This window comes from Terrirubrum flagellatum (genome assembly GCF_022059845.1).
Lineage (GTDB): Bacteria > Pseudomonadota > Alphaproteobacteria > Rhizobiales > Beijerinckiaceae > Terrirubrum > Terrirubrum flagellatum.
Genome location: NZ_CP091851.1, coordinates 975,974 through 994,888 on the forward strand (window position 1 = coordinate 975,974; position 18,915 = coordinate 994,888).

Sequence of the window (18,915 nt, forward strand, 5' to 3'; positions counted from 1 at the left end):
CCGTTTCGTCAGTTTTTTAGGTCGCCTGCAGCGGCGGGCGTTATTTGTTGTCAGGGGCGGGGATGTTCCGTTCGTCGATTGCCCGGCGCCGAGTGCGCCTGCGTCGTTCTGCAATCCTTCTCGGGAGCACGTCGCTGCCGATCGCCGCGATTCTCGCGGCGATCGCCGTCAGCGGCCCTGCCAGCGCGCAGGTCGGCGGTAATGGTGGCCCGGGTTCAGGAACGACGGCGGGAACCGCCGGAACATCGGGCGACGGCAATGCGGCCGGCGATGGCGCGGCAGGCGGAGCAGGAAGTCCCGGAGGCGGCGCGGGCACGGCTGGATCGCCGCAGACGTCAGGCGACGGGGCAGGCGGGTCTGCAGTGTCGGCAAGCGGCGGCGGCGGCGGCGGGCCGGGCGCCGGCGGCGGCGGCGGCGCGGCTTCAGGTGGTTCGGCAGGCGGCGGCGGCGGTGGCGGCGGCGGTCGTGGAGCGACCTTGAACGGCGCCAGCCCGACAATTTCAGCGACCACGACCGGCGGCGTCGGCGGCGCCGGCGCTGCCGGGACGGGCGGCAATGGCGACGGCGGCGGCGGCGGCGGCGGCGGTGTAGGCGCCGCGTTTGGCGGAACCGGCACGCTGTCGGTCAACAACGGAATTTCAGTAACGGGCGGCGCAGGCGGCGCGGGCGGCGGCGGCATTTTCGGCGGCGGCGGAGGCGCTGGAGGTACAGGCATCCGCGTGACCACCGGAGCGGGCGTCTCTTTGGCGATCAATGGGTCCGTGTCCGGGGGCGCGGGCGGCGCCGGCGGCGTTGGCGTGACAACAGGAGCCAACGGCGCCGGTGGCGTCGGCATCGTCGGCCAGAATCTAAGCATCACGCTTGGCGCGACCGGCTCGATCTCCGGCGGCAGCGGCGCCAACGCCATCAATTTCACCGGCGGCGCGAACAACCTTCTCTTGCAGGGCGGAACGGTCACAGGCGGTGTCGACGTCGCGGCTGGCGGTTCGGTGGATTTCACCACGACCAATGGCCAGACCCTGTCCAGCGTGATCAGCGGCGGCGGCTCCGTCCTCAAGACGGGCGCGGGAACGATCACGCTCTCGGGCGCCAACACCTATTCCGGCGGCACGAGCATCAGCGCCGGAACGATTGTCGCGTCGAACGCCACTGCGCTTGGCTCGGGCAATCTGACGATGAGCGGCACCTCGACGCTGCGGTCGACGGTGGATCTCAACCTGACGCCGACAAGCGTCAATTTCAACAGTGGCACCGTTACGCTGAGCGCCGCCGCCGGGACCACATTGTCGATCGCTCCCACGGGCTTTTCGAACTTCCTGAACGCGACCTATCATTTCGGCGGCGCCGTGGCGGGCGACACCGGCACGGTGGTTTTTGCGCCGCCGTCGGCCGGCAGCACAGTTGGCCTTTCCGCCGTCTTTGTCGTTGACGCCGGCACTCTGAAGCTGGCCGGCAGCGCGCCCGACATTTCTACCCTCTTCGTGAATTCCACCAGCTTGACCGTGGCCAATGGCGCGACGGTTGATCTGAACGGCAGGAACGCCGGCTCGCGCATTCTCAGCGGCGGCGGCGTCATCACCAACACGGCGGCGTCCACCACCGCCAATTTCCAGCTGTTTGGAACCGGCGCGGACAGCACTTTCAGCGGCGTGATCCAGGATGGGGCGGGCGTCGTCTCGCTCACCAAGGGCCAAACGAGCAAATTGACGCTCTCGGGCGCCAACACCTATTCCGGCGCCACCGCGGTCAGCGGCGGCACATTGTCGGCCGGCGCGGCGAATGCGTTCAGCGCCAACAGCGCCGTGACCCTTTCAGGCACGGGCGTGCTGGAGCTGAACGGCTTTAACCAGACGATCAAGTCGCTGACCGGCGCTTCGGCAACGAGCATCGTTCGCAACAATGCCGCGGCCAACGCCGTGCTGACGGTCGGCGATACGAACGACACCGTCTATGCCGGCACGATTGTCGATGGCGCGGCGGGAACGCTGGCGCTGCTGAAGCAGGGCGCGGGCAAGCTGACGCTGACCAATGGCGGCAACACCTTCAGCGGCGGCATTACGCTTCAGGGAGGCACGCTGTCGATCGGCGCCACCGGCGCGGCCGGCGCGGGGACGATCACCACGACGGGTTCGGTGATCGATTACGCCGACACCGTCGTCAACGCTGCGCCGATCAACATCAACAGCAATACGACGCAGTTGCAGCAGATCGGCGGCACGGCCGAACAGTCGGGCGCGATCAGCGAAACGGCCGGTCCGCGCCCGCTGGAGAAAATCGGCAGCGGCGTTCTCAATCTTTCAAGCGCGGCGAACAGCTATACCGGGCTAACGACGATCACCGCCGGCACGCTGGCGCTTTTGAATTCGGGCTCGATCGCGACGTCGAGCGGCGTGTCGCTCGCGACAGGGGCGACCTTCGACATTTCGCAATTGTCGGGCGCGGGGACCACGATTCAGACCCTCAACAACACCATTGCCGGTCAGACGGGAACGGTGGCGCTGGGCTCCAGGCTGCTCACCATCTCGAACGGCGGCGCCTTTGGCGGCGTGATTCAGGACGCCGGCCTCGGCGCGGGAACGGGCGGCGGCCTGCTTTTGAACGGCGGCACGCTGACGCTGACCGGGACGAACACCTATACCGGCGCGACGACCGTCAGCACCGGCGCGGTTCTGAATATCCAGAACAGCTCGGCGCTCGGCGGGACCGGCGCGGGCGCTGGCACGAGCGTTTTCAACGGCGCCGAGCTGCAATTGCAGGGCGGCATCGCGGTCGGCGCGGAAGCGCTGGGTCTTTTCGGAACGGGCGTCTCCGGCGGCGGCGCGTTGCGCAATATTTCGGGCGCCAACAGTTGGGGCGGCGCGATCACACTCAACGGCGACAGCCGCATCAATTCTGATGCGGGCTCGCTGACGCTGACGGGCGGCGTCAGCGGCGCCTTCGCGCTGACGCTGGGCGGCGCGGGCGATGGCGTCGTCAGCGCCACAGGCATTTCGACCGTGGCGTCGCTGACCAAGGATGGCGCGGGGACCTGGACGCTGTCGGCGATCAACACCTATACCGGCGCGACGACAATCAGCGCGGGCGTGCTTGCTCTGTCCGGCATTGGCGCGATCGCGAATTCAAGTGGCGTGTCGTTGGCGACAGGAACGACGTTCGATATCTCGCAAACCGCCAGCGGAGCGGTGATCCAGGCGCTGAACAATACCGCTGCAGGTCAAACCGGGACGGTGGCGCTGGGCTCGCAGACGCTGACGGTGTCGGGCGGTGGGACCTTCGCCGGCGTCATTCAGGACGCCGGCATCGGCGCTGGAACGGGTGGCGGGCTGACTATTTCGGGCGGCACGCTGACGCTGACGGGCACGAACACCTATACGGGCGCGACCACGATCAACGCCGGCACGTTGGCGTTGTCGGGGACGGGCTCGATCGCGCAATCGAGCGGCGTTGCGGTTGCGGGAACGTTTGATATTTCCGCGACGACGGCGGGCGCGTCCATCAAGACCTTGTCGGGCGCAGGCACGGTGACGCTGGGCGGGCAGACGCTGACGATCACCAACGGCTCAACCACCTTCTCCGGCGCGATCGGCGGCGGGGGCGGGCTCACGGTGTCGGGCGGCGCGCAGACCCTGAGCGGCGCGAACGGCTACTTCGGCGCGACGACGATCACGGGGGGCACGCTCGCCTTGTCGGGAACGGGGTCGATCTTGAGTTCGACCGGCGTGGTGCTGGCGACCGGCGGCGTGTTCGATATTTCGCAAACCGCTGCCGGAGCGACGATCCAGACGCTGAACAACACCGCCGCAGGCCAGACCGGGACTGTGGCGCTGGGCTCCAAAACGCTGACGGTGTCGACCGGCGGCAGCTTCGCAGGCGTGATCCAGGATGGCGGCATTGGCGGCGGAACCGGCGGCGGGCTGACGGTTTCGGGCGGCGTGCTGACGCTGACGGGTTCGAACACCTACACCGGCAATACGACGGTGACGGGCGGCGTGCTGACGGTGGGCGACGGGGCGACGAACGGCTCGATCAGCGGGTCGAGCAAGATCGTCCTGAGCACGGCAGGCGCGACATTAGCGCTGAACCGCAGCGATACGGTCAACGTGTCCAATGTGATCACGAGCGTCGCTGGCGGCATATTCAGTCAGAACGGTTCAGGCACGACGATTCTCACCGGCTCGAACTCGGTCGGCAACCAGTTCCTGGGCACGGCGAACGCCGATAACGGCGTCCTGCGCGTCAACGGCGTGTTCGGCGACACCGCTGGCAACGCGGCGACGCTGAACGTCAGGTTTGGCGCGACGTTGCAGGGGACGGGGACGTTCAACGGCAATGTGACGGTCCAGAACCTCAGCATACTGGCGCCTGGCGCGAGCCCGGGCACGCTGACGGTCGGCGGCAATCTCACGCTGAACGCCGGTTCGATCTCGAACTTCGAGCTCGGCTCGAACGGCGTCGTCGGCAACGGCGTCAATGACCTCGTCAAGGTCGGCGGACAGTTGACGCTCGGCGGCACTTTGAATGCGGCTGCGGCGTCGGCCGGCTATTACCGGCTGTACAACTACGGCACGCTGGCCGGCGGCAGCACCTACGCCACGGTCAACCTGACCGGCGCGACGGGAACGGCGACGGTGCTGACCAATGTCCCCAACCAGGTCAATCTGTCGATCATCGGCGCAGGCCAGCAGATCCAGTTCTGGGACGGCGCCGACCTGACCGGCTCGACGGCCGAAGGCGCCGGCGCGGTCAACGGCGGAACATCGACTTGGGATTCGACGCGGACGAACTGGACCGGCGGCCCGCTGATCACGGATACATCTGCCGGAATCAATGACCAGTGGCGGTCGTCTGTCGCGGTGTTCCAGGGAACGGCGGGAACGGTCACGGTGTCGGGAGCGCAGAGTTTCGACACGCTGCAGTTCAACGTCGCAGGCTACACGCTGACCGGCGGCCAGTTGTCGATCGGCGTTGCGGGCGCGAACGCCGGCAACCCGTCGCTGACGGGCAGCATCATCAACGTCAACGGAGTGACCGCGACGATCGCTTCGCAGATCGTCAACGGCGCCGGCTCGCGGCTCAACATCGTCGGCGGCGGCGTGCTCAATCTGGGCGGGAACAACACGTTCAATGGCGGCCTGAACGTGCTCAACGCGACCGTCAACGCGACGGGAACGGGCGGGCTCGGCGCCGGCGCGGTGACCTTGGCCGGCGGAACGATCAATGTCTCGGCGGCGACGGTGCAGACGGTCACGGGCGTGACCGCGGCCGCGGGGACGAACTTCAACAACAGCGGCGCGGTCAATTCCGGCTCGTCGATCCAGAACGCGGGAACCTGGGCCACCGCCGCCGGCTCGTCGTCGAGCGGCGGCCTCACCAATACGGGAACGGTGAACGCGGCCGGCGGCGCGATCAATGGCGCGATCCTCAACAGCAGCGCGTTCAACGTCACGGGAACGGTGACGAACGACGCGACCTTCACCAACAACGCCAATCTGACGGTGTCGGGAACCGGCAATTTCTCGATCGCGACGCGGCTGACCAACAATGCGGCCGGCGTGGTGCTGAACAATGGCGTCATCACGGACGATCTCGTCAACGCCGGCCTGGTGACGAACAACGGGACCTACAACGCCAATGTCTCCAGCAATACGGGGACGATCATCAACGCAGGAACCTGGAACGGCAACATCGTCAATTCCGGCACGTTCGCGAATTCGGGGATTGTGACGAACGGCCTGACCAATTCAGGGATCGCGACGACGACGGGCGGGGCGCTCAATGGCGCGAACGTCAACAGCGGAACCTTCACCGTCAACGGGACGACGACGGCGAACAGCACGTTCAGCAACAGCGGGACGTTCGCGCTCGCCGGTGGCAATTTCACCGGCGTCACCACCTTCACCAACAGCGGCACGGTGACGGCGACCGGATCGCGCACGCTCGGCGCGGCGAGCTTCGTCAACACCGCGGCCGGCCTGATCGATCTGCGCAACAGCAGCCTGACCGACACGCTGACGCTGACCGGAAGCTATGCCGGCGCCTCAGGCTCGCGCATCGCGCTCGATCTCGACCTGTCGCGGGCGACGGGAACGCGCGCCGATCTGGTGACGGTCAACGGCGCAGGCTCGGGCTCGACCTCGCTGGCATTCAACATCGTCAATACGGGCCGGGTCGCCTTCGCCGCTCCGATCGACGTGCTGACCGTGACCGGCGGTTCGAGCCTGTCGGTCAATCAGGGATTGGTAGCTTCCAGTGGTTTCATCAATTACTTTTTGGTGGAGACCGCTCCGAATTCTGGTCGCTTCCAGGTTGTCTCCCAGACAAACTCTTCGGCGATCGGTGGCGGCGTTGCAGCGAGCGTCAACAGCTCGATCACCAGCCTGACCACCGGCTTCTTCCAGGCGGCCTCGGCGATCGTGTCGCGGCCGGACGATCCGGCCCCGAACCAGATCGGCGGCGGCCCCTTCATCCGAATTAGCCGCGGTGACGCGCGTACAAATATCGGCTCTGTCACGAGCGATGGCTTCGGTGGCTCCGCGCCAACGGCAACGGGAACTAAGTCTGAGTTCACCGGCTTCCAGGCCGGCGCGGATATCGGCATCTACAACATTCAGGCGACGGGTTGGAATTTCAACTTCGGTGTCTTTGGTGGTGTCGCGGAGACTCGGAGTAAATCGACTTCGGTGACGCAGAATCCTGGCTCAGGGACGGGTTCATCGACTGTAAATACCTCGATCAAGATGAACGTGCCCTATGTCGCGCTCTACACCTTCCTGTCGAACGGGCCGTTCGTCGCCGAAGTGAACATCCGCAAGGACTTCTACGACGCGGTGGTGAACGCTTCTGGTGATGGGTTGGCCTTCACCGCGCGTGACCAGCGCGTGACCGGCGACGGCATCAGCGTGAATGCGAACATGTCCTACCGCGTCAACCTGTTCGAGAGCTGGTATGTCGAGCCGACGATCGGCGTGTCGAAGGGCCGCTACACCTTCGGCAATCTGCCGCTGGCGACGGGAACGGGCGACCAGGCGACGTTCGCGGCGATCAACAGCATCCTTGGCCGGGCGGGCGCCAATATCGGCACGAGCTTCGTGGTGCAGGACAAGCTGATTCTCGCGCCCTTCATCCATGGTTCGGTGTGGCACGAGTTCGCCAGCGACGCTAAGGCGCAAGCGAGCACGGTTGGACTCGCGTTCAATGCGACGACGGAGCGGGTCGGCACATTCGGGCAGGTCGGCGGCGGGCTGCAGTTCAAGATCGTCGACAGCAACTTCCTCGGCTTCGTGCGCGGCGATTACCGCTTCGGCGACAAGGTCCATGGAAAAGCCTTCAACGCAGGCCTCAAATTGCAGTTTTAGGAGCGGATGATCAATCGCGCACGGAAATCTCTGTGCGTTCGATGATCGGGCCCGCGGCGGAGTAATTTGCAAGCAAGGAAATTGGCGCTGGAGAGGGTGGAGTATGCGTCGTGCGGTGGTCAAACCCGTTTCCGAAGAGCTCGGCAGCGAACTCGACGGTTTGGTCCGTGAATTTCGTCTGAAGGTGTTTGTGGCCCTTTCAAGACTGCCGCCTCAGGACGCCAAGACGCTGCACGGGACTGTCGTCGCGCTGCTCAGCGTTGGATACGAACAGAAAGATCTTTGCGAAACTGTCGGCGTCAGCCGTCATGTGCTGAATAAGTGGGCGTCAGGAGAAGGTATCCCGCGCTTTCCGTCGTTGCGGGCAGAGCTCACTGGCAAATTGCGCCGGCTGCTCGTCGAACGGCCAGAAATTAATTTTCCGCGCAGCGCTCCACAAGGCTCCCTCCGTCTCACCGTCTGAGAATGGCGCGTATAAGCGCTCGAGGTGAAACATCTGACGAAGCGATGCGGCGTTTTGGGAGGTTCGCTTAACGATAGGCCATCGCGCTGGAGCCAGTAAGCCGTCTGAACATTCACTGCCAGCACGATCGCTAGCCGTGAGCGCGTCCGCAGCCGGTTCAGGAGCGCTGACACCTCCCGAGCCACGCTTGATTTGCCTTTGCGACGCCGCGTCGAATGACCTGAGGCGAGCGACCTTCGCTGAGGCCCGCCTCGCCAACTCCCCGCGATTCCAGGATATTGAAATTTGCAGGCGGAGACTGATCGCTCAAATCGCCGGTGAAGGCGCGCGCATGGCCCACTATCGCGCATGCAGACCGCTTCCGCGGGCGCTAATGCCCGGAAACTTCGCGACTTTCCAAAATCCAGGACAGGCGGCGCCTCGCGCCAAAATGGGTGGTGGGGGAAGTAGGACTCGAACCTACGAAGGCGTAGCCAGCGGATTTACAGTCCGCCCCCTTTGCCGCTCGGGACATTCCCCCGCCTGCGGGGCTTGAGGGCCGCCGCAAACGCGCCGCCCCGCTGAAGGGCGGGGCGAGCGGGCGGGTTATGGTTGTGGTCGCCGCAGGTGTCAACGGAAAAGCCGGCTCGAAATCCACAAGGCCGCCGGGCGGGGCTCCTGCGCCGGATTTGGCCCCTTTACGGGCGGCCGTTAGCGGGCGCAGGCGATTGCGGAGGGCCGTCCCGCCGACTATCAGCCAGATGCCCCTCCAAGCCCCAGAGACGCGCCCTGAGACCGCAAAACCGCCCGCCCCGCCACTCGGGCCGCCCGCGCCGAAACCCCTCCCACGGGCCAAGGGAGCGCGATCCCAGGCGGTCGCCCGACGAGGTCGTGCTCTATGGCTGGCACCCGGTCGTCGAGGCCCTGCGCAACCCGAAGCGCACGCCGCGCCGGCTGCTGGCCACCGAGAATGGCGCGCGCCGGCTACGCGAGGAGATGGGCGGCGCCCTTCCCATTGAGCCCGAACTCGTGATGCCGCGCGCGATCGACAATCTGCTCACGCCCGACGCCGTGCATCAGGGGCTCTATCTCGTCTGCGATCCGCTCGAAGGCCCCGATCTCGACGCCGTGCCCGACAGCGCCTTTCTCGTCGTGCTCGATCAGGTGACGGACCCGCACAATGTCGGCGCCATCGTGCGCTCCTGCGCTGCGTTCGGCGTCGACGCGATCCTCACCACCGAGCGCCACAGCCCGACCGCCACGGGCGTTCTGGCGAAAGCCGCCTCGGGCGGGCTTGAGCATGTCCCGATCATCGCGGTGCGCAATCTCGGCGACGCGCTGGAAAAGCTCGGCCGTCAGGGCGTTTTGCGCGTCGGGCTTGATTCGGAAGGCGCCGCGACGATCGACGACACGCCGATGCGCCGGCCGCTTGCGCTCGTGCTCGGCGCCGAAGGCAAGGGCCTGCGCCAGCGCACGCGGGAGATTTGCGACGCCGTCGCCCGCCTCGACATGCCGGGCGCGATCAAGAGCCTCAACGTGTCGAACGCCGCGGCGATCAGCCTGCATGTCGCCATGATGAAGCTGAAGCGTCCCGTCTGAGGCCTCCCGCCTCGCGCCTGATGTGCAGCGCACATTAGACCAAAGGCGGACGACTATTTTGCTAGAGAAGCTGTGCTGAATCGCGCGTAAATTGTGCGCGGAGAAGCTTGCCGCACGGCGAGTCGCCACAAGCGAAGCCTGCGCGAAAGCAGGACGATCAGGGAAGCGCCAATCTCGGGCTTTCGGGCCTTGCTCCCCAACTGCATTCGGGCGGAGGCGGCGGCGCCGACCCCGAGCGTCTCGCGCTCCGGCGCGAAGGCCGCCGGAGAATGAGGGCAACAGGGAACGCCATGAGCACAGCAACCTATTCAGGGTCGGCGGCCGGTCCGCGACCCATGTCGGCGGAGGAGAAGAAGGTCATCCTCGCCTCGTCGGCGGGCACGGTTTTCGAATGGTACGATTTCTACCTGACCATCCCGCTCGCAGCGAACATCGCCGCCAACTTCGTGCCTGGCGACAACGAAACGGCGAAATTCATTTTCGTGCTCTTCAGCTTCGCGGCCGGCTTCGCGGTGCGCCCATTCGGCGCGCTTGTGTTCGGCCGGGTCGGCGATCTGATCGGCCGCAAATACACCTTCCTCGTCACCATGACGATCATGGGCCTTGCGACCTTCATCGTCGGCCTCCTGCCCGGCTACGCCACGATTGGCCTCGCCGCTCCGATCGCCTTCATCGTCTGCCGCCTGCTCCAGGGTCTCGCGCTTGGCGGCGAATATGGCGGCGCTGCGACCTATGTCGCCGAACACGCGCCGCAAGGCCGGCGCGGCTACTATACGAGCTGGATCCAGATCACCGCGACGTTCGGCCTGTTCCTCGCGCTCGCAGTCATCCTCGGCCTGCGCTTCAGCATGTCGACGGAAACGTTCAATGACTGGGGCTGGCGCGTGCCGTTCCTGCTGTCGATCATCCTGCTCGGCTTCTCCATCTGGATCCGTCTGCAGCTTAACGAGTCGCCGGCCTTCCAGAAGATGAAGGCCGAGGGCGCGACCTCGAAGGCGCCGCTGTCGGAAGCTTTCGGCACCTGGAAGAACGCCAAGATCGCGATCTTCGCGTTGCTTGGCGGCACCGCCGGGCAGGCCGTCGTGTGGTATGCGGGCCAGTTCTATGCCCTCATTTTCCTCACGCAGACCCTGAAGGTCGACGCGACGACGACATATCTGATCCTCGCCTTCGCGCTGTTGCTCGGCACGCCGTTCTTCGTGATCTTCGGCAGCCTGTCCGACAAGATCGGCCGCAAGCCGGTTCTGCTGGCCGGATTGTTGATCGCGGCGCTGACCTACTTCCCGCTCTTCACCAAGATCGCCTCCATCGCCAATCCCAAGCTGGTGGCGGCGACGGAGAGCGTGAAGATCGACATCACCGCCGATCCCGCAAGCTGCGGCTCACTGTTCGATCCGGTCGGCGTGCGCGTCTTCACCGCGCCCTGCGACCTCGTCCGTCGTACGCTTGCATCGAGTTCGATGCATTACGAGTTGAAGCCCGGCGCGGCGGGTTCGGCGCTTTCGGTCAAGGTCAATGGAGCCGATGTCGCCAGCCCCGGCGAAAAGGCGGGCGCTGCGATCGTCGATGCGGCCTACGCTGCGGGCTATCCCAAGGTGGGAGATCCGTCGATCCTGAAGGCGCAGTCGCTCGGCGCCCTGTTCTCGGATGGTCGCGCGCTGAGCCTGGTTGGCGTTCTCTTCCTGCTCGTGATCTATGTGACCATGGTGTATGGCCCGATCGCGGCCCTGCTGGTGGAATTGTTCCCCACCCGCATCCGCTATTCCGGCATGTCGTTGCCTTATCACCTTGGAAATGGCTGGTTCGGCGGCTTCCTGCCGCCCACCGCCTTCGCCATCGTGGTGGCGAGCGGCAATATTTTCAACGGCCTGTGGTATCCGATCATCATCGCGCTGATGACCTTTGTGATCGGCCTCATCTTCGTGCCTGAGACGAAGGATCGCGATATCTTCACCTACACCGGCGAAGAATAAGATCGCCACCGAATGCAAAGCCCCGTCGCAGCGATGCGGCGGGGCTTTTCATCGCCAATGCGAATTGCTCGTAGGCGCAGGCGGCGAGGGCGATGCGGGCGCCAAAAACAAAATCCCCGCGAGCCCGCGGGGATTTCATATTTTCTGCAATGATCCGGCGGCTGCAAAGCCGCCCGCGAACTGATTATTCGCAGACGCGCACGCGGCGCACGACATACATGCCGTTATAGTCGTCCCACACGCGCCGACGCTCGAACCAGCAGGCCGGCGCCACAGGCGCCTCGACGACGTCAGGCACCGGACGCGCCAGAGCGCCGGCCGCGAGACCGCCCGCGATCAGGCCGCCAGCGATTCCAAGGCCGACAGCGGCGCCTCTGTTGTAGCCGTAGCCGCGACGGTAATATTGCGCGTCAGCAGGCGCAGCCGACATCACGAACGCGCTCACGGCGGCCGCCACAGCCGCGGCAATCAGCGCGCCCCGGCGCGAATGGCGTAGAAAGGTCATGAAATCCCTCCGATTCCTCAAACAGCCGCGCCCCACGACCTGACGCGGGTTAATGTATACCCCGCCGACCGTGATGGCGAGCGGATAAGGCGGCAATAGGGCCGCGCGGGACCCGACTTGCGCCAAAGGCCGCATTCGATCAAGAGAGGCGGGGTCCGGCCCCTGATCGGAAGACAGCGCCCGTCGCCGCGAGGGTGGCGGCGCCATTCGATCAATCCGGACGAGGCGATCGGCCATGCGAGTCGCTTCGGGTCCCGGACTCGACGCGGCCCGGGCCGGGCGCGGCGCCGGAATAGCTCAGCGGTAGAGCAGCGGTTTTGTAAACCGAAGGTCGGGGGTTCAATCCCCTCTTCCGGCACCAATTCTCCTTCGCAATCCCGATGTGGGCTTCCCAGACCTGACATTTCCTTCGAACGGCGGCTGACCCGGCCTTATCGCCACGGGGCGTTCAGGCGCCGGCTGGCTCCGCCGCGGCTGGAGCCGGAATCGGGAACGGCTTTGCGAAATGACAGGCGGCCTGATGACCGCCGCCGAGGGAAGCGAGCGGCGGGTGCTCGTTTCGGCAGACATCGCGCGCGATCGGGCAGCGCGTGTGAAACGAGCATCCTGTAATCGCCTGCGACGGGCTCGGCGCATCGCCGCTCAGGATGATGCGCGTCTCCTTGCGGTCCGGATCAGGTTCAGGCGCGGCTGACAACAGAGCCTGCGTATAGGGATGATGCGGCGCGCCGTAGATCTGCGCTTTCGGCCCGGATTCCATGATGCGCCCGAGATACATCACCACCACGCGATCGGCGATGTGCCGCACGATGGCGAGATCATGCGCGACGAACAGATAGGAAAGGCCTTTCTGCTCCTGCAGATCCTGCAGGAGATTGACGATCTGCGCCTGCACGGAGACATCAAGCGACGATACGGGCTCGTCCGCCACAATGAAGCTCGGATCGAGCGCGATGGCGCGCGCGATTCCGATGCGCTGGCGCTGTCCGCCGGAAAATTGCCGGGGATAGCGATCCATATGCGCCGGCCGAAGGCCGACCTGCGTCAGCAGATCGGCGACGCGGTCGCGACGCTCGCGACGCGATCTTGCAAGCCCGAATGAGTCGAGTGGTTCAGCGATGATGTCAGCCACTGTGCGGCGCGGACTCAGCGAACCGAACGGGTCCTGAAACACCATCTGCACATGCCGGCGCATCTCGCGCATCCTGGCCGGCGACAGGGCCGTCAGATCGACATTGTCATAGAACACCTTGCCAGCGGTCGGTTCGAGCAACCTGAGAAGAAGCCGTCCGGTCGTCGATTTTCCGCAGCCGGATTCGCCAACGAGCGCCACGGTCTCGCGACGCCCGATCTCGATCGAGATATTATCAACCGCCTTCAGCGTCTCGCGGCCGCCGCCGAACGCATGGCGGCCCGCGCGCTCGAAGGTTTTCGTCAGGCCCTCGGCCCGCACAAGCGCCGCGCTCATGTCGTTCCACCCGCGACCCAGCACGCCGCCGCATGGCCTTCGCCGATCCCGATCATGGGCGGAGCCTCGCGCTCGCAGCGATCGATCCGGTCCGGGCAGCGCGCGCGGAAAGCGCATCCCTGCCTGATCGTTCCCGGCGCGGGTATCGATCCCGGAATCTGTCGGAGCCGGCGTGAATCCTCGTTCAGGCGCGGGATCGATTGCAACAGGCCGCGCGTATAGGGATGCGCGGGTTTTTTGAAGATCGAGCGCACATCAGCGTCTTCGACGATGCGGCCGGCATACATGACGATCACGCGGTCGGCGATATCGGCGATCACGCCGAGATCATGCGAGATAAACACGATCGCGGTGTTGAGCCGGGCGCGCAGGCGCTTCATCAGGTCGAGAACCTGCGCCTGGATGGTGACGTCGAGCGCCGTCGTCGGCTCATCGGCAATGAGCAGCTTTGGATTGCATGCGAGCGCCATCGCGATCATGACGCGCTGACGCATGCCGCCCGAGAATTGATGGGGATAGGCGCGCATGCGCTCCGTCGGATCGGGAATGCCAACGAGGCGCAAGATGTCCGCCGTTTTCACCGCGCGTTCGGCAGCGCTGACATTCTCGTGCAGATAGATCGCCTCGCCGATCTGGTCGCCGATTGTCATCAGCGGATTGAGCGAGCTCATCGGCTCCTGAAAGATCATGGCGACGTCGCGGCCGCGAATCTCCGGCATGCGATTGCGCGGCAGGGTGAGCAGGTCTTCGCCCTCGAAGAGGATGCGGCCGGCGACGATGCGGCCCGGCGGCTCCGGCAGCAGACGCAGGATCGACAGCGACGTCATGCTTTTGCCGGAGCCGGATTCTCCGACGATGCCGAGGCAGCCGCCAGCGCCAACTGAAAAGCTGACGTCGTCGACGACGCGCAAAGGCGCCGCCTTCGGACCAAATTCGATCGACAGCCCTTCGACTTTCAGAAGCGGCGCGGTCAAGGCGCCGTCTCCGGATCGAGCAGGTCGCGCACCGCATCGCCGACAAGATTGAAAGCGAGAACGACGCAAGTGATCGCAAGACCCGCGCCAATAATCGGCCAGGGCGAACCGAACAGGCTGTTCAAGCCGTCGCGAATGATGTTGCCCCAGCTTGGATTGGGCGGCTGGGTGCCGATGCCGAGGAAGCTCAGCGAGGCTTCAAGCCGGATCGCCGACGCCGTCCAGAGCGTGGCGAGCACGACGATCGGCGCTGCGATGTTGGGGATGATGTGGCGGATAATGATGCGCGGCGCGCGCACGCCGACAGCGACCGCAGCTTCGACATAGGGCTCCTGCTTCACCGCAAGCGTCGAGGCGCGCGCAACGCGCGCAAAGCCCGGCGTGAAGGCGATCGTCAGCACCGCGACGATGTTCCAGAAGCCCGCGCCCAGAGCGGCCGCGATCAAAATCGCCAGCAGCAGTTCGGGAAAGGAAAAGAGAAGATCGATGATGCGGCTGATGATCCGGTCAACGACGCCGCCGAGCCATCCCGCCGCAACGCCCAGCGCCGTGCCGATAATCGCCGCAAGCAGCGGCGAAAGCAGACCGAAGATCAGCGAATTGCGCGAGCCATAGATCATGCGCGACAGCACGTCGCGACCGAACTGATCCGTGCCGAGCCAGTTCTCCGCCGAAGGCGGCCGGTTGATCTTGATGTAGCTCTGCGCGAGCGGATCGTAGGGAGAGAGGGAGGGAGCGAAGATCGCGACGATGGCGAAGATCAAGATGACGACAAGCGCGGCGATCGTCGCCGGACGGCCAAGCAGCGCGTGCAGAAGGAGATCGCGGCCGCGCTCCTCCGGCGCAAGAGATTCGGATGCATTGTCGATCACCGTCATCACGCCACCCTGATGCGCGGATCGACGACGAGATAGGCGAAATCCATCACCAGATTGACGAGCACGACGAACATCGCGAACACAACGACGCCGCCCTGAATCATGGTGTAGTCGCGTTCGGCGATGGCCCGGATCAGCAGCGCCCCGATGCCGGGCCTGTTGAATACGAGTTCGATCGCGACCGATCCCGACAAGGTTGCGAGGATGCTGAGGCCAAGCCCTGTGACCAGCGGCAGCATGGCGTTGCGCATGCCGTGAACGTAAGTAACGCGCGGCTCACGGGCGCCTTTGGCGCGCGCGGTGCGGATATAATCCTTGCCCATCACTTCGAGAAGCGATGTGCGCGTCAGCCGCCCCATGAACGCCGTTTTGAGAGTAGCCAGCGTGAGCGCGGGCAGAAAGACATGGTGCAGTCGATCGAAGAATCCCGAACCGGCGCCGCTGATCGGAAACCATCCGAGATTGAGCGAGAAGCCGATGAGCAGCAGCGCGCCGAGATAGAAATCGGGGATCGCATAGCCCAACAGCGAAAAAACTCTCAGCCCCGCGTCCGGCAGGCGATTGCGGCGCGTCGCGGCATAGACGCCGAAGGGGACGCCCGCGATGACGCCCATGGCCGTCGCCACGATCGTCAGCTCGATCGTGTAGGGAAGGTTGTAGCCGATCAGCTCCAGCACCGGCGTGCGATGGATCAGCGACGCGCCGAAATTCAACGTCGCGATGTCACGCAGGAAACTCAGATACTGAACGATGAGCGGCTGGTTGAGCCCCATCTTCTCGCGCAGCTCGGCGATTTGCTCCGGCCGCGCGCCATCGCCAAGCACCGCGATCGCCGGATCGCCCGGCAGGATGCGCATCGCGACGAACACCAGCGTGAGAACGAGGAGGATCGTCGGGATCGCGTCCAGCAGCCGGACGCCGAAATAGCGCAGCACGCGACAGACCTCCCTTTGCTCTCAGGCCGCCGTCGCCCTATGCAGCCGCCAGCGCGCGTAGCCGCTCTTCACGTCGTAACCGACATCGACTCTGGAATTGCGCGCGATCGTATAGGACAGCGTCGACAGGCCGATCGCGGGAAGATCGCGCTGCACCTGCAATTCGATGCTCTGGCAGATTTTCAGATATTCGTCATAGGTCGTGGCGTTAAGCGCCTGCTTGAGTTGATCGTCGATGCCGGGCGTCACGACGCCATAGTGCGAATAGTTCTGTCCGCCTTTTCCGTCTTTCGTCGCGTTCGCCTCGCTTGAGAGATAGTCGATATAGACGCGGGTTGGAATGGGCGGATAGCTCGACGAATTCATCGCCAGCGTGTTCAGGTCGTTGCGGTTCGCCGCGTGAAACGCTGTGTGATCCATCATGTTAAGCTTCATGCGGAAGCCGGCCGGCCTGATCTGCTCCTGCAGGATCAGCATCGTTGAGGAATAGTCCTCGCGCTGGCTGCAATTAGATTCAAAATCCAGACCGTTGGGGAAGCCCGCCTCCTTCAGCAGATCCTTCGCCTTGTTGATGTCGTGCTCGTAGCGCAGCTCCGGCGGAAGCTGCTGTTTGGTGAAGCCCGCGGGGAAGCCCGGCGGATTGATCGTCGCCACGACGCCGCCCATCGGCGTCAGCGCGGTGGCGAGCGTCGTCTGGTCCATCGCATGCGCGAGCGCGCGCCGCACGCGAATATCGTCGAACGGCTTGCGCGTGAGGTTGATCATCAGCGTGTTGAACGAGCCCGGCACCGTCATGTCGAACTTCAGCGTCTTGTCGCGCTTCAGCATCGAGTCGACCCAGCCGGGCGCGCGCACCGCCTCGATCATGTCGGCGTTGCCGGAGAGAAGCGCGAGCGTGCGCGCTGTCGTATCAGAAATGTAGAGAATGGAGAGATTGGGCGTCTTCGCCTTCTCGCCCCAATAGGCGTCGAACGCCTTGACGTAGATGCCGGACTTCTGATCGAAGCGCGCAAGCTCATACGGGCCCGTGCCGACGGGATCCTGCGAGAATCCTTCGCCCTTCTCGATATCGGCCTTTTTGCTGACGATCGACGCGTTGTTATAAAAAACAGAGCTGCCGAGAAACAGCGGATCGGGCCCATTCAGTCTGATCACGACGCTATGGTCGCCGTCCTTCACGACCTCCTTCACATTGAAGAAGTTCGCGCGGTTCATGCCTTTGCGCGCGCGATCAAACGAGTGGACGACATCGTCCGACGTCATCTCGCCATAGCCCTTGTGGAACTTCACACCCTTGCGCAGCGCAAAAGTCCAGGTGCGCGCGCCGTCGCTCGATTTCCAGCTTTCAGCGAGCGTCGGCACAAAATCCTCTTCGCGCACGCCGAACATCCCGTCCTTGGGCCGCACGAGCTGCTCGAACATCTGTTCGGTGGCCCAATTGTCGGCGCCGAGAATCGTCTTATTGGGATCAGCTTCACGCGGACCAGCGGCTGCGAGCGCGATGCTGATCGTGTCGCGGTTGGCTGCGCGCGCGATGTTGACAGTGGAGGGGAGAGCTGCGCCTGCGGCCGCGGCGCCGAGAAATTTCCGCCTGTTCATCGCCATCTCGCATTCCCTCCGATTTTCTTGTTTCTTATTCGGCTGAGGCTCGGCGTTTCGCCAACTCCTCGTCGATGACGTCGAGGCCTAGTCCCGGTCCCGATGGAATCTTGAATTTTCCACCCTCGGGCTTCGGCGGATTGCGGAAAGCCGCATGCATCCGCGTCGATGGATCGGCGAATTCAGCTGGCTTGGTGAGATGCATGATGGCCGCGAGCACATGCAGATTCGCAGCATGCCCGATCGTCGGCTGCGTCTGATGCGGCACCAGTTCGACGCCATGGGCGTAGCAGATGGCGGCGCATTGCATCAGGCCGGTGACGCCGCCCATCTTCACGATGTCAGGCTGCACCATGCGCACGCCCGCATTGATCATGTCGACCAGCGCCTGGACCGTGTAGGTCTGCTCGGCTGCGGAGACGGTGATGTCGAGGCGCTGCGCCACCTCGCCCATGCCGCGCACGTCGTAATGCTGCACCGGCTCTTCGAACCAGATGAAGCCGAGTTCCTCAAGCGCGCGACCGACGCGCATGGCGCCGCCGACCGAGTAGTTGTTGTTGGCGTCGAAGGCGAGCGGATAGGACTCGCCGACAAGCTTCCGCACCGCTCTCGCCTTGGCGATGTCGCCGGGAATATCATGGTCGAGCTGAGAGCGATCGCCGTCCCAGCGGATCTTGATCGCGGCCGGCGTCTCCGTCTTCCAGCGCGCCTCCACAGTTTTCACGACTTCATCGACGGTGCGGTTCGCATTGCCGCCGATTGACGCATAGAACGGAACCTCCGTGCGCCAGCCGCCGCCGAGCAATTTGTAGATCGGAAGCCCTGCAATTTTTCCCTTGATGTCCCAGAGAGCAATGTCGATCGCCGCGAGCGCGCCGGTCAGGGCGCCTTCCGGCCCGAGCTTGATGCATTTGTGGAACATGCGATCATAGAGAACCGCATGGTCATATGCGTCGGCGCCGATGAGTCCGGGCGCGAGATCGCGTCTGATAATTCCGAGCGAGTGTTCGCCGCCCTGCATCGGCGACGCCTCGCCATAACCGACAACGCCATCTTCCGTCGTGATGCGGACGAACGCGCTGCGGCGTCCCGGCGGATCGCCTGGCTGCCAGGCGACCTGAAAGGCTTCGACGGATTTGATCCTGGCTACGGCAGTCACGGGCGCTCTCTCACTCAACAATCGAACT

The 18,915-nt window shown here is 64.7% G+C and carries 11 protein-coding genes and 2 tRNA genes; 5 read left to right on the plus strand and 8 right to left on the minus strand.

Going from position 1 to position 18,915, the window contains the following annotated elements:
* The first annotated feature begins 92 nt into the window (after positions 1–92).
* Positions 93–7,355, plus strand: coding sequence for an autotransporter-associated beta strand repeat-containing protein (locus L8F45_RS04965; RefSeq protein WP_342361780.1), 7,263 nt, complete (start codon positions 93–95; stop codon positions 7,353–7,355).
* A gap of 103 nt (positions 7,356–7,458) precedes the next feature.
* The gene (locus tag L8F45_RS04970; protein ID WP_342361781.1) at positions 7,459–7,818 is read left to right on the plus strand and encodes a hypothetical protein; all 360 of its coding nucleotides are present in this window, start codon (positions 7,459–7,461) and stop codon (positions 7,816–7,818) included.
* Between the two features lie 435 nt (positions 7,819–8,253).
* Here the strand turns inward: L8F45_RS04970 and L8F45_RS04975 are convergent.
* Positions 8,254–8,338 (minus strand) — tRNA-Tyr (locus tag L8F45_RS04975).
* A gap of 248 nt (positions 8,339–8,586) precedes the next feature.
* On the opposite strand from L8F45_RS04975, the gene L8F45_RS04980 reads away from it, so the two are divergent.
* A complete protein-coding gene (locus L8F45_RS04980) occupies positions 8,587–9,396 on the plus strand; it encodes a TrmH family RNA methyltransferase (protein ID WP_342363366.1) in 810 nt (269 codons plus the stop codon).
* A 290-nt stretch (positions 9,397–9,686) separates the two neighbouring features.
* Complete coding sequence (locus L8F45_RS04985) at positions 9,687–11,369, plus strand: MFS transporter (protein ID WP_342361782.1); 1,683 nt, start codon at positions 9,687–9,689, stop codon at positions 11,367–11,369.
* Positions 11,370–11,553: 184 nt separating this feature from the next.
* Here the strand turns inward: L8F45_RS04985 and L8F45_RS04990 are convergent, their stop codons facing one another.
* Positions 11,554–11,874 carry a hypothetical protein gene (locus L8F45_RS04990; protein ID WP_342361783.1) on the minus strand — a complete coding sequence of 107 codons (321 nt, stop codon included), beginning with the start codon at positions 11,872–11,874 and terminating at the stop codon, positions 11,554–11,556.
* 286 nt (positions 11,875–12,160) lie between these two features.
* On the opposite strand from L8F45_RS04990, the gene L8F45_RS04995 reads away from it, so the two are divergent.
* Positions 12,161–12,235, plus strand: a tRNA-Thr gene (locus tag L8F45_RS04995).
* An 87-nt stretch (positions 12,236–12,322) separates the two neighbouring features.
* On the opposite strand, the gene L8F45_RS05000 is transcribed toward L8F45_RS04995, so the two are convergent.
* From L8F45_RS05000 to L8F45_RS05025, 6 genes are read right to left on the minus strand one after another with little or no spacing between them, the layout of a single operon-like run.
* Complete coding sequence (locus L8F45_RS05000) at positions 12,323–13,342, minus strand: ABC transporter ATP-binding protein (protein WP_342361784.1); 1,020 nt, start codon at positions 13,340–13,342, stop codon at positions 12,323–12,325.
* Positions 13,339–14,316 carry an ABC transporter ATP-binding protein gene (locus L8F45_RS05005; RefSeq protein ID WP_342361785.1) on the minus strand — a complete coding sequence of 326 codons (978 nt, stop codon included), beginning with the start codon at positions 14,314–14,316 and terminating at the stop codon, positions 13,339–13,341. Before L8F45_RS05005 ends, L8F45_RS05000 begins: the two co-directional genes overlap by 4 nt.
* Positions 14,313–15,194: an ABC transporter permease gene (locus tag L8F45_RS05010; RefSeq protein ID WP_342361786.1), complete on the minus strand. Its 882-nt coding sequence runs from the start codon at positions 15,192–15,194 to the stop codon at positions 14,313–14,315. Before L8F45_RS05010 ends, L8F45_RS05005 begins: the two co-directional genes overlap by 4 nt.
* On the minus strand, positions 15,194–16,129 hold the full coding sequence (locus L8F45_RS05015; RefSeq protein ID WP_342361787.1) for an ABC transporter permease: 936 nt from the start codon (positions 16,127–16,129) through the stop codon (positions 15,194–15,196). Before L8F45_RS05015 ends, L8F45_RS05010 begins: the two co-directional genes overlap by 1 nt.
* A gap of 21 nt (positions 16,130–16,150) precedes the next feature.
* Positions 16,151–17,734 (minus strand): ABC transporter substrate-binding protein, encoded by a 1,584-nt coding sequence (locus tag L8F45_RS05020; protein WP_342361788.1) that lies wholly within the window; start codon positions 17,732–17,734, stop codon positions 16,151–16,153.
* Positions 17,735–17,762: 28 nt separating this feature from the next.
* A complete protein-coding gene (locus L8F45_RS05025) occupies positions 17,763–18,887 on the minus strand; it encodes a mandelate racemase/muconate lactonizing enzyme family protein (RefSeq protein ID WP_342361789.1) in 1,125 nt (374 codons plus the stop codon).
* Positions 18,888–18,915: the final 28 nt, after the last annotated feature.

Bases quoted from the DNA above. Each gene is read 5' to 3' on its own strand.
- L8F45_RS04970 (WP_342361781.1), top strand. From the start codon at position 7,459: ATGCGTCGTGCGGTGGTCAAACCCGTTTCCGAAGAGCTCGGCAGCGAA.
- L8F45_RS04985 (WP_342361782.1), top strand. From the start codon at position 9,687: ATGAGCACAGCAACCTATTCAGGGTCGGCGGCCGGTCCGCGACCCATG.
- L8F45_RS04990 (WP_342361783.1), bottom strand. From the start codon at position 11,874: ATGACCTTTCTACGCCATTCGCGCCGGGGCGCGCTGATTGCCGCGGCT.
- L8F45_RS05000 (WP_342361784.1), bottom strand. From the start codon at position 13,342: ATGAGCGCGGCGCTTGTGCGGGCCGAGGGCCTGACGAAAACCTTCGAG.
- L8F45_RS05010 (WP_342361786.1), bottom strand. From the start codon at position 15,194: ATGACGGTGATCGACAATGCATCCGAATCTCTTGCGCCGGAGGAGCGC.
- L8F45_RS05020 (WP_342361788.1), bottom strand. From the start codon at position 17,734: ATGGCGATGAACAGGCGGAAATTTCTCGGCGCCGCGGCCGCAGGCGCA.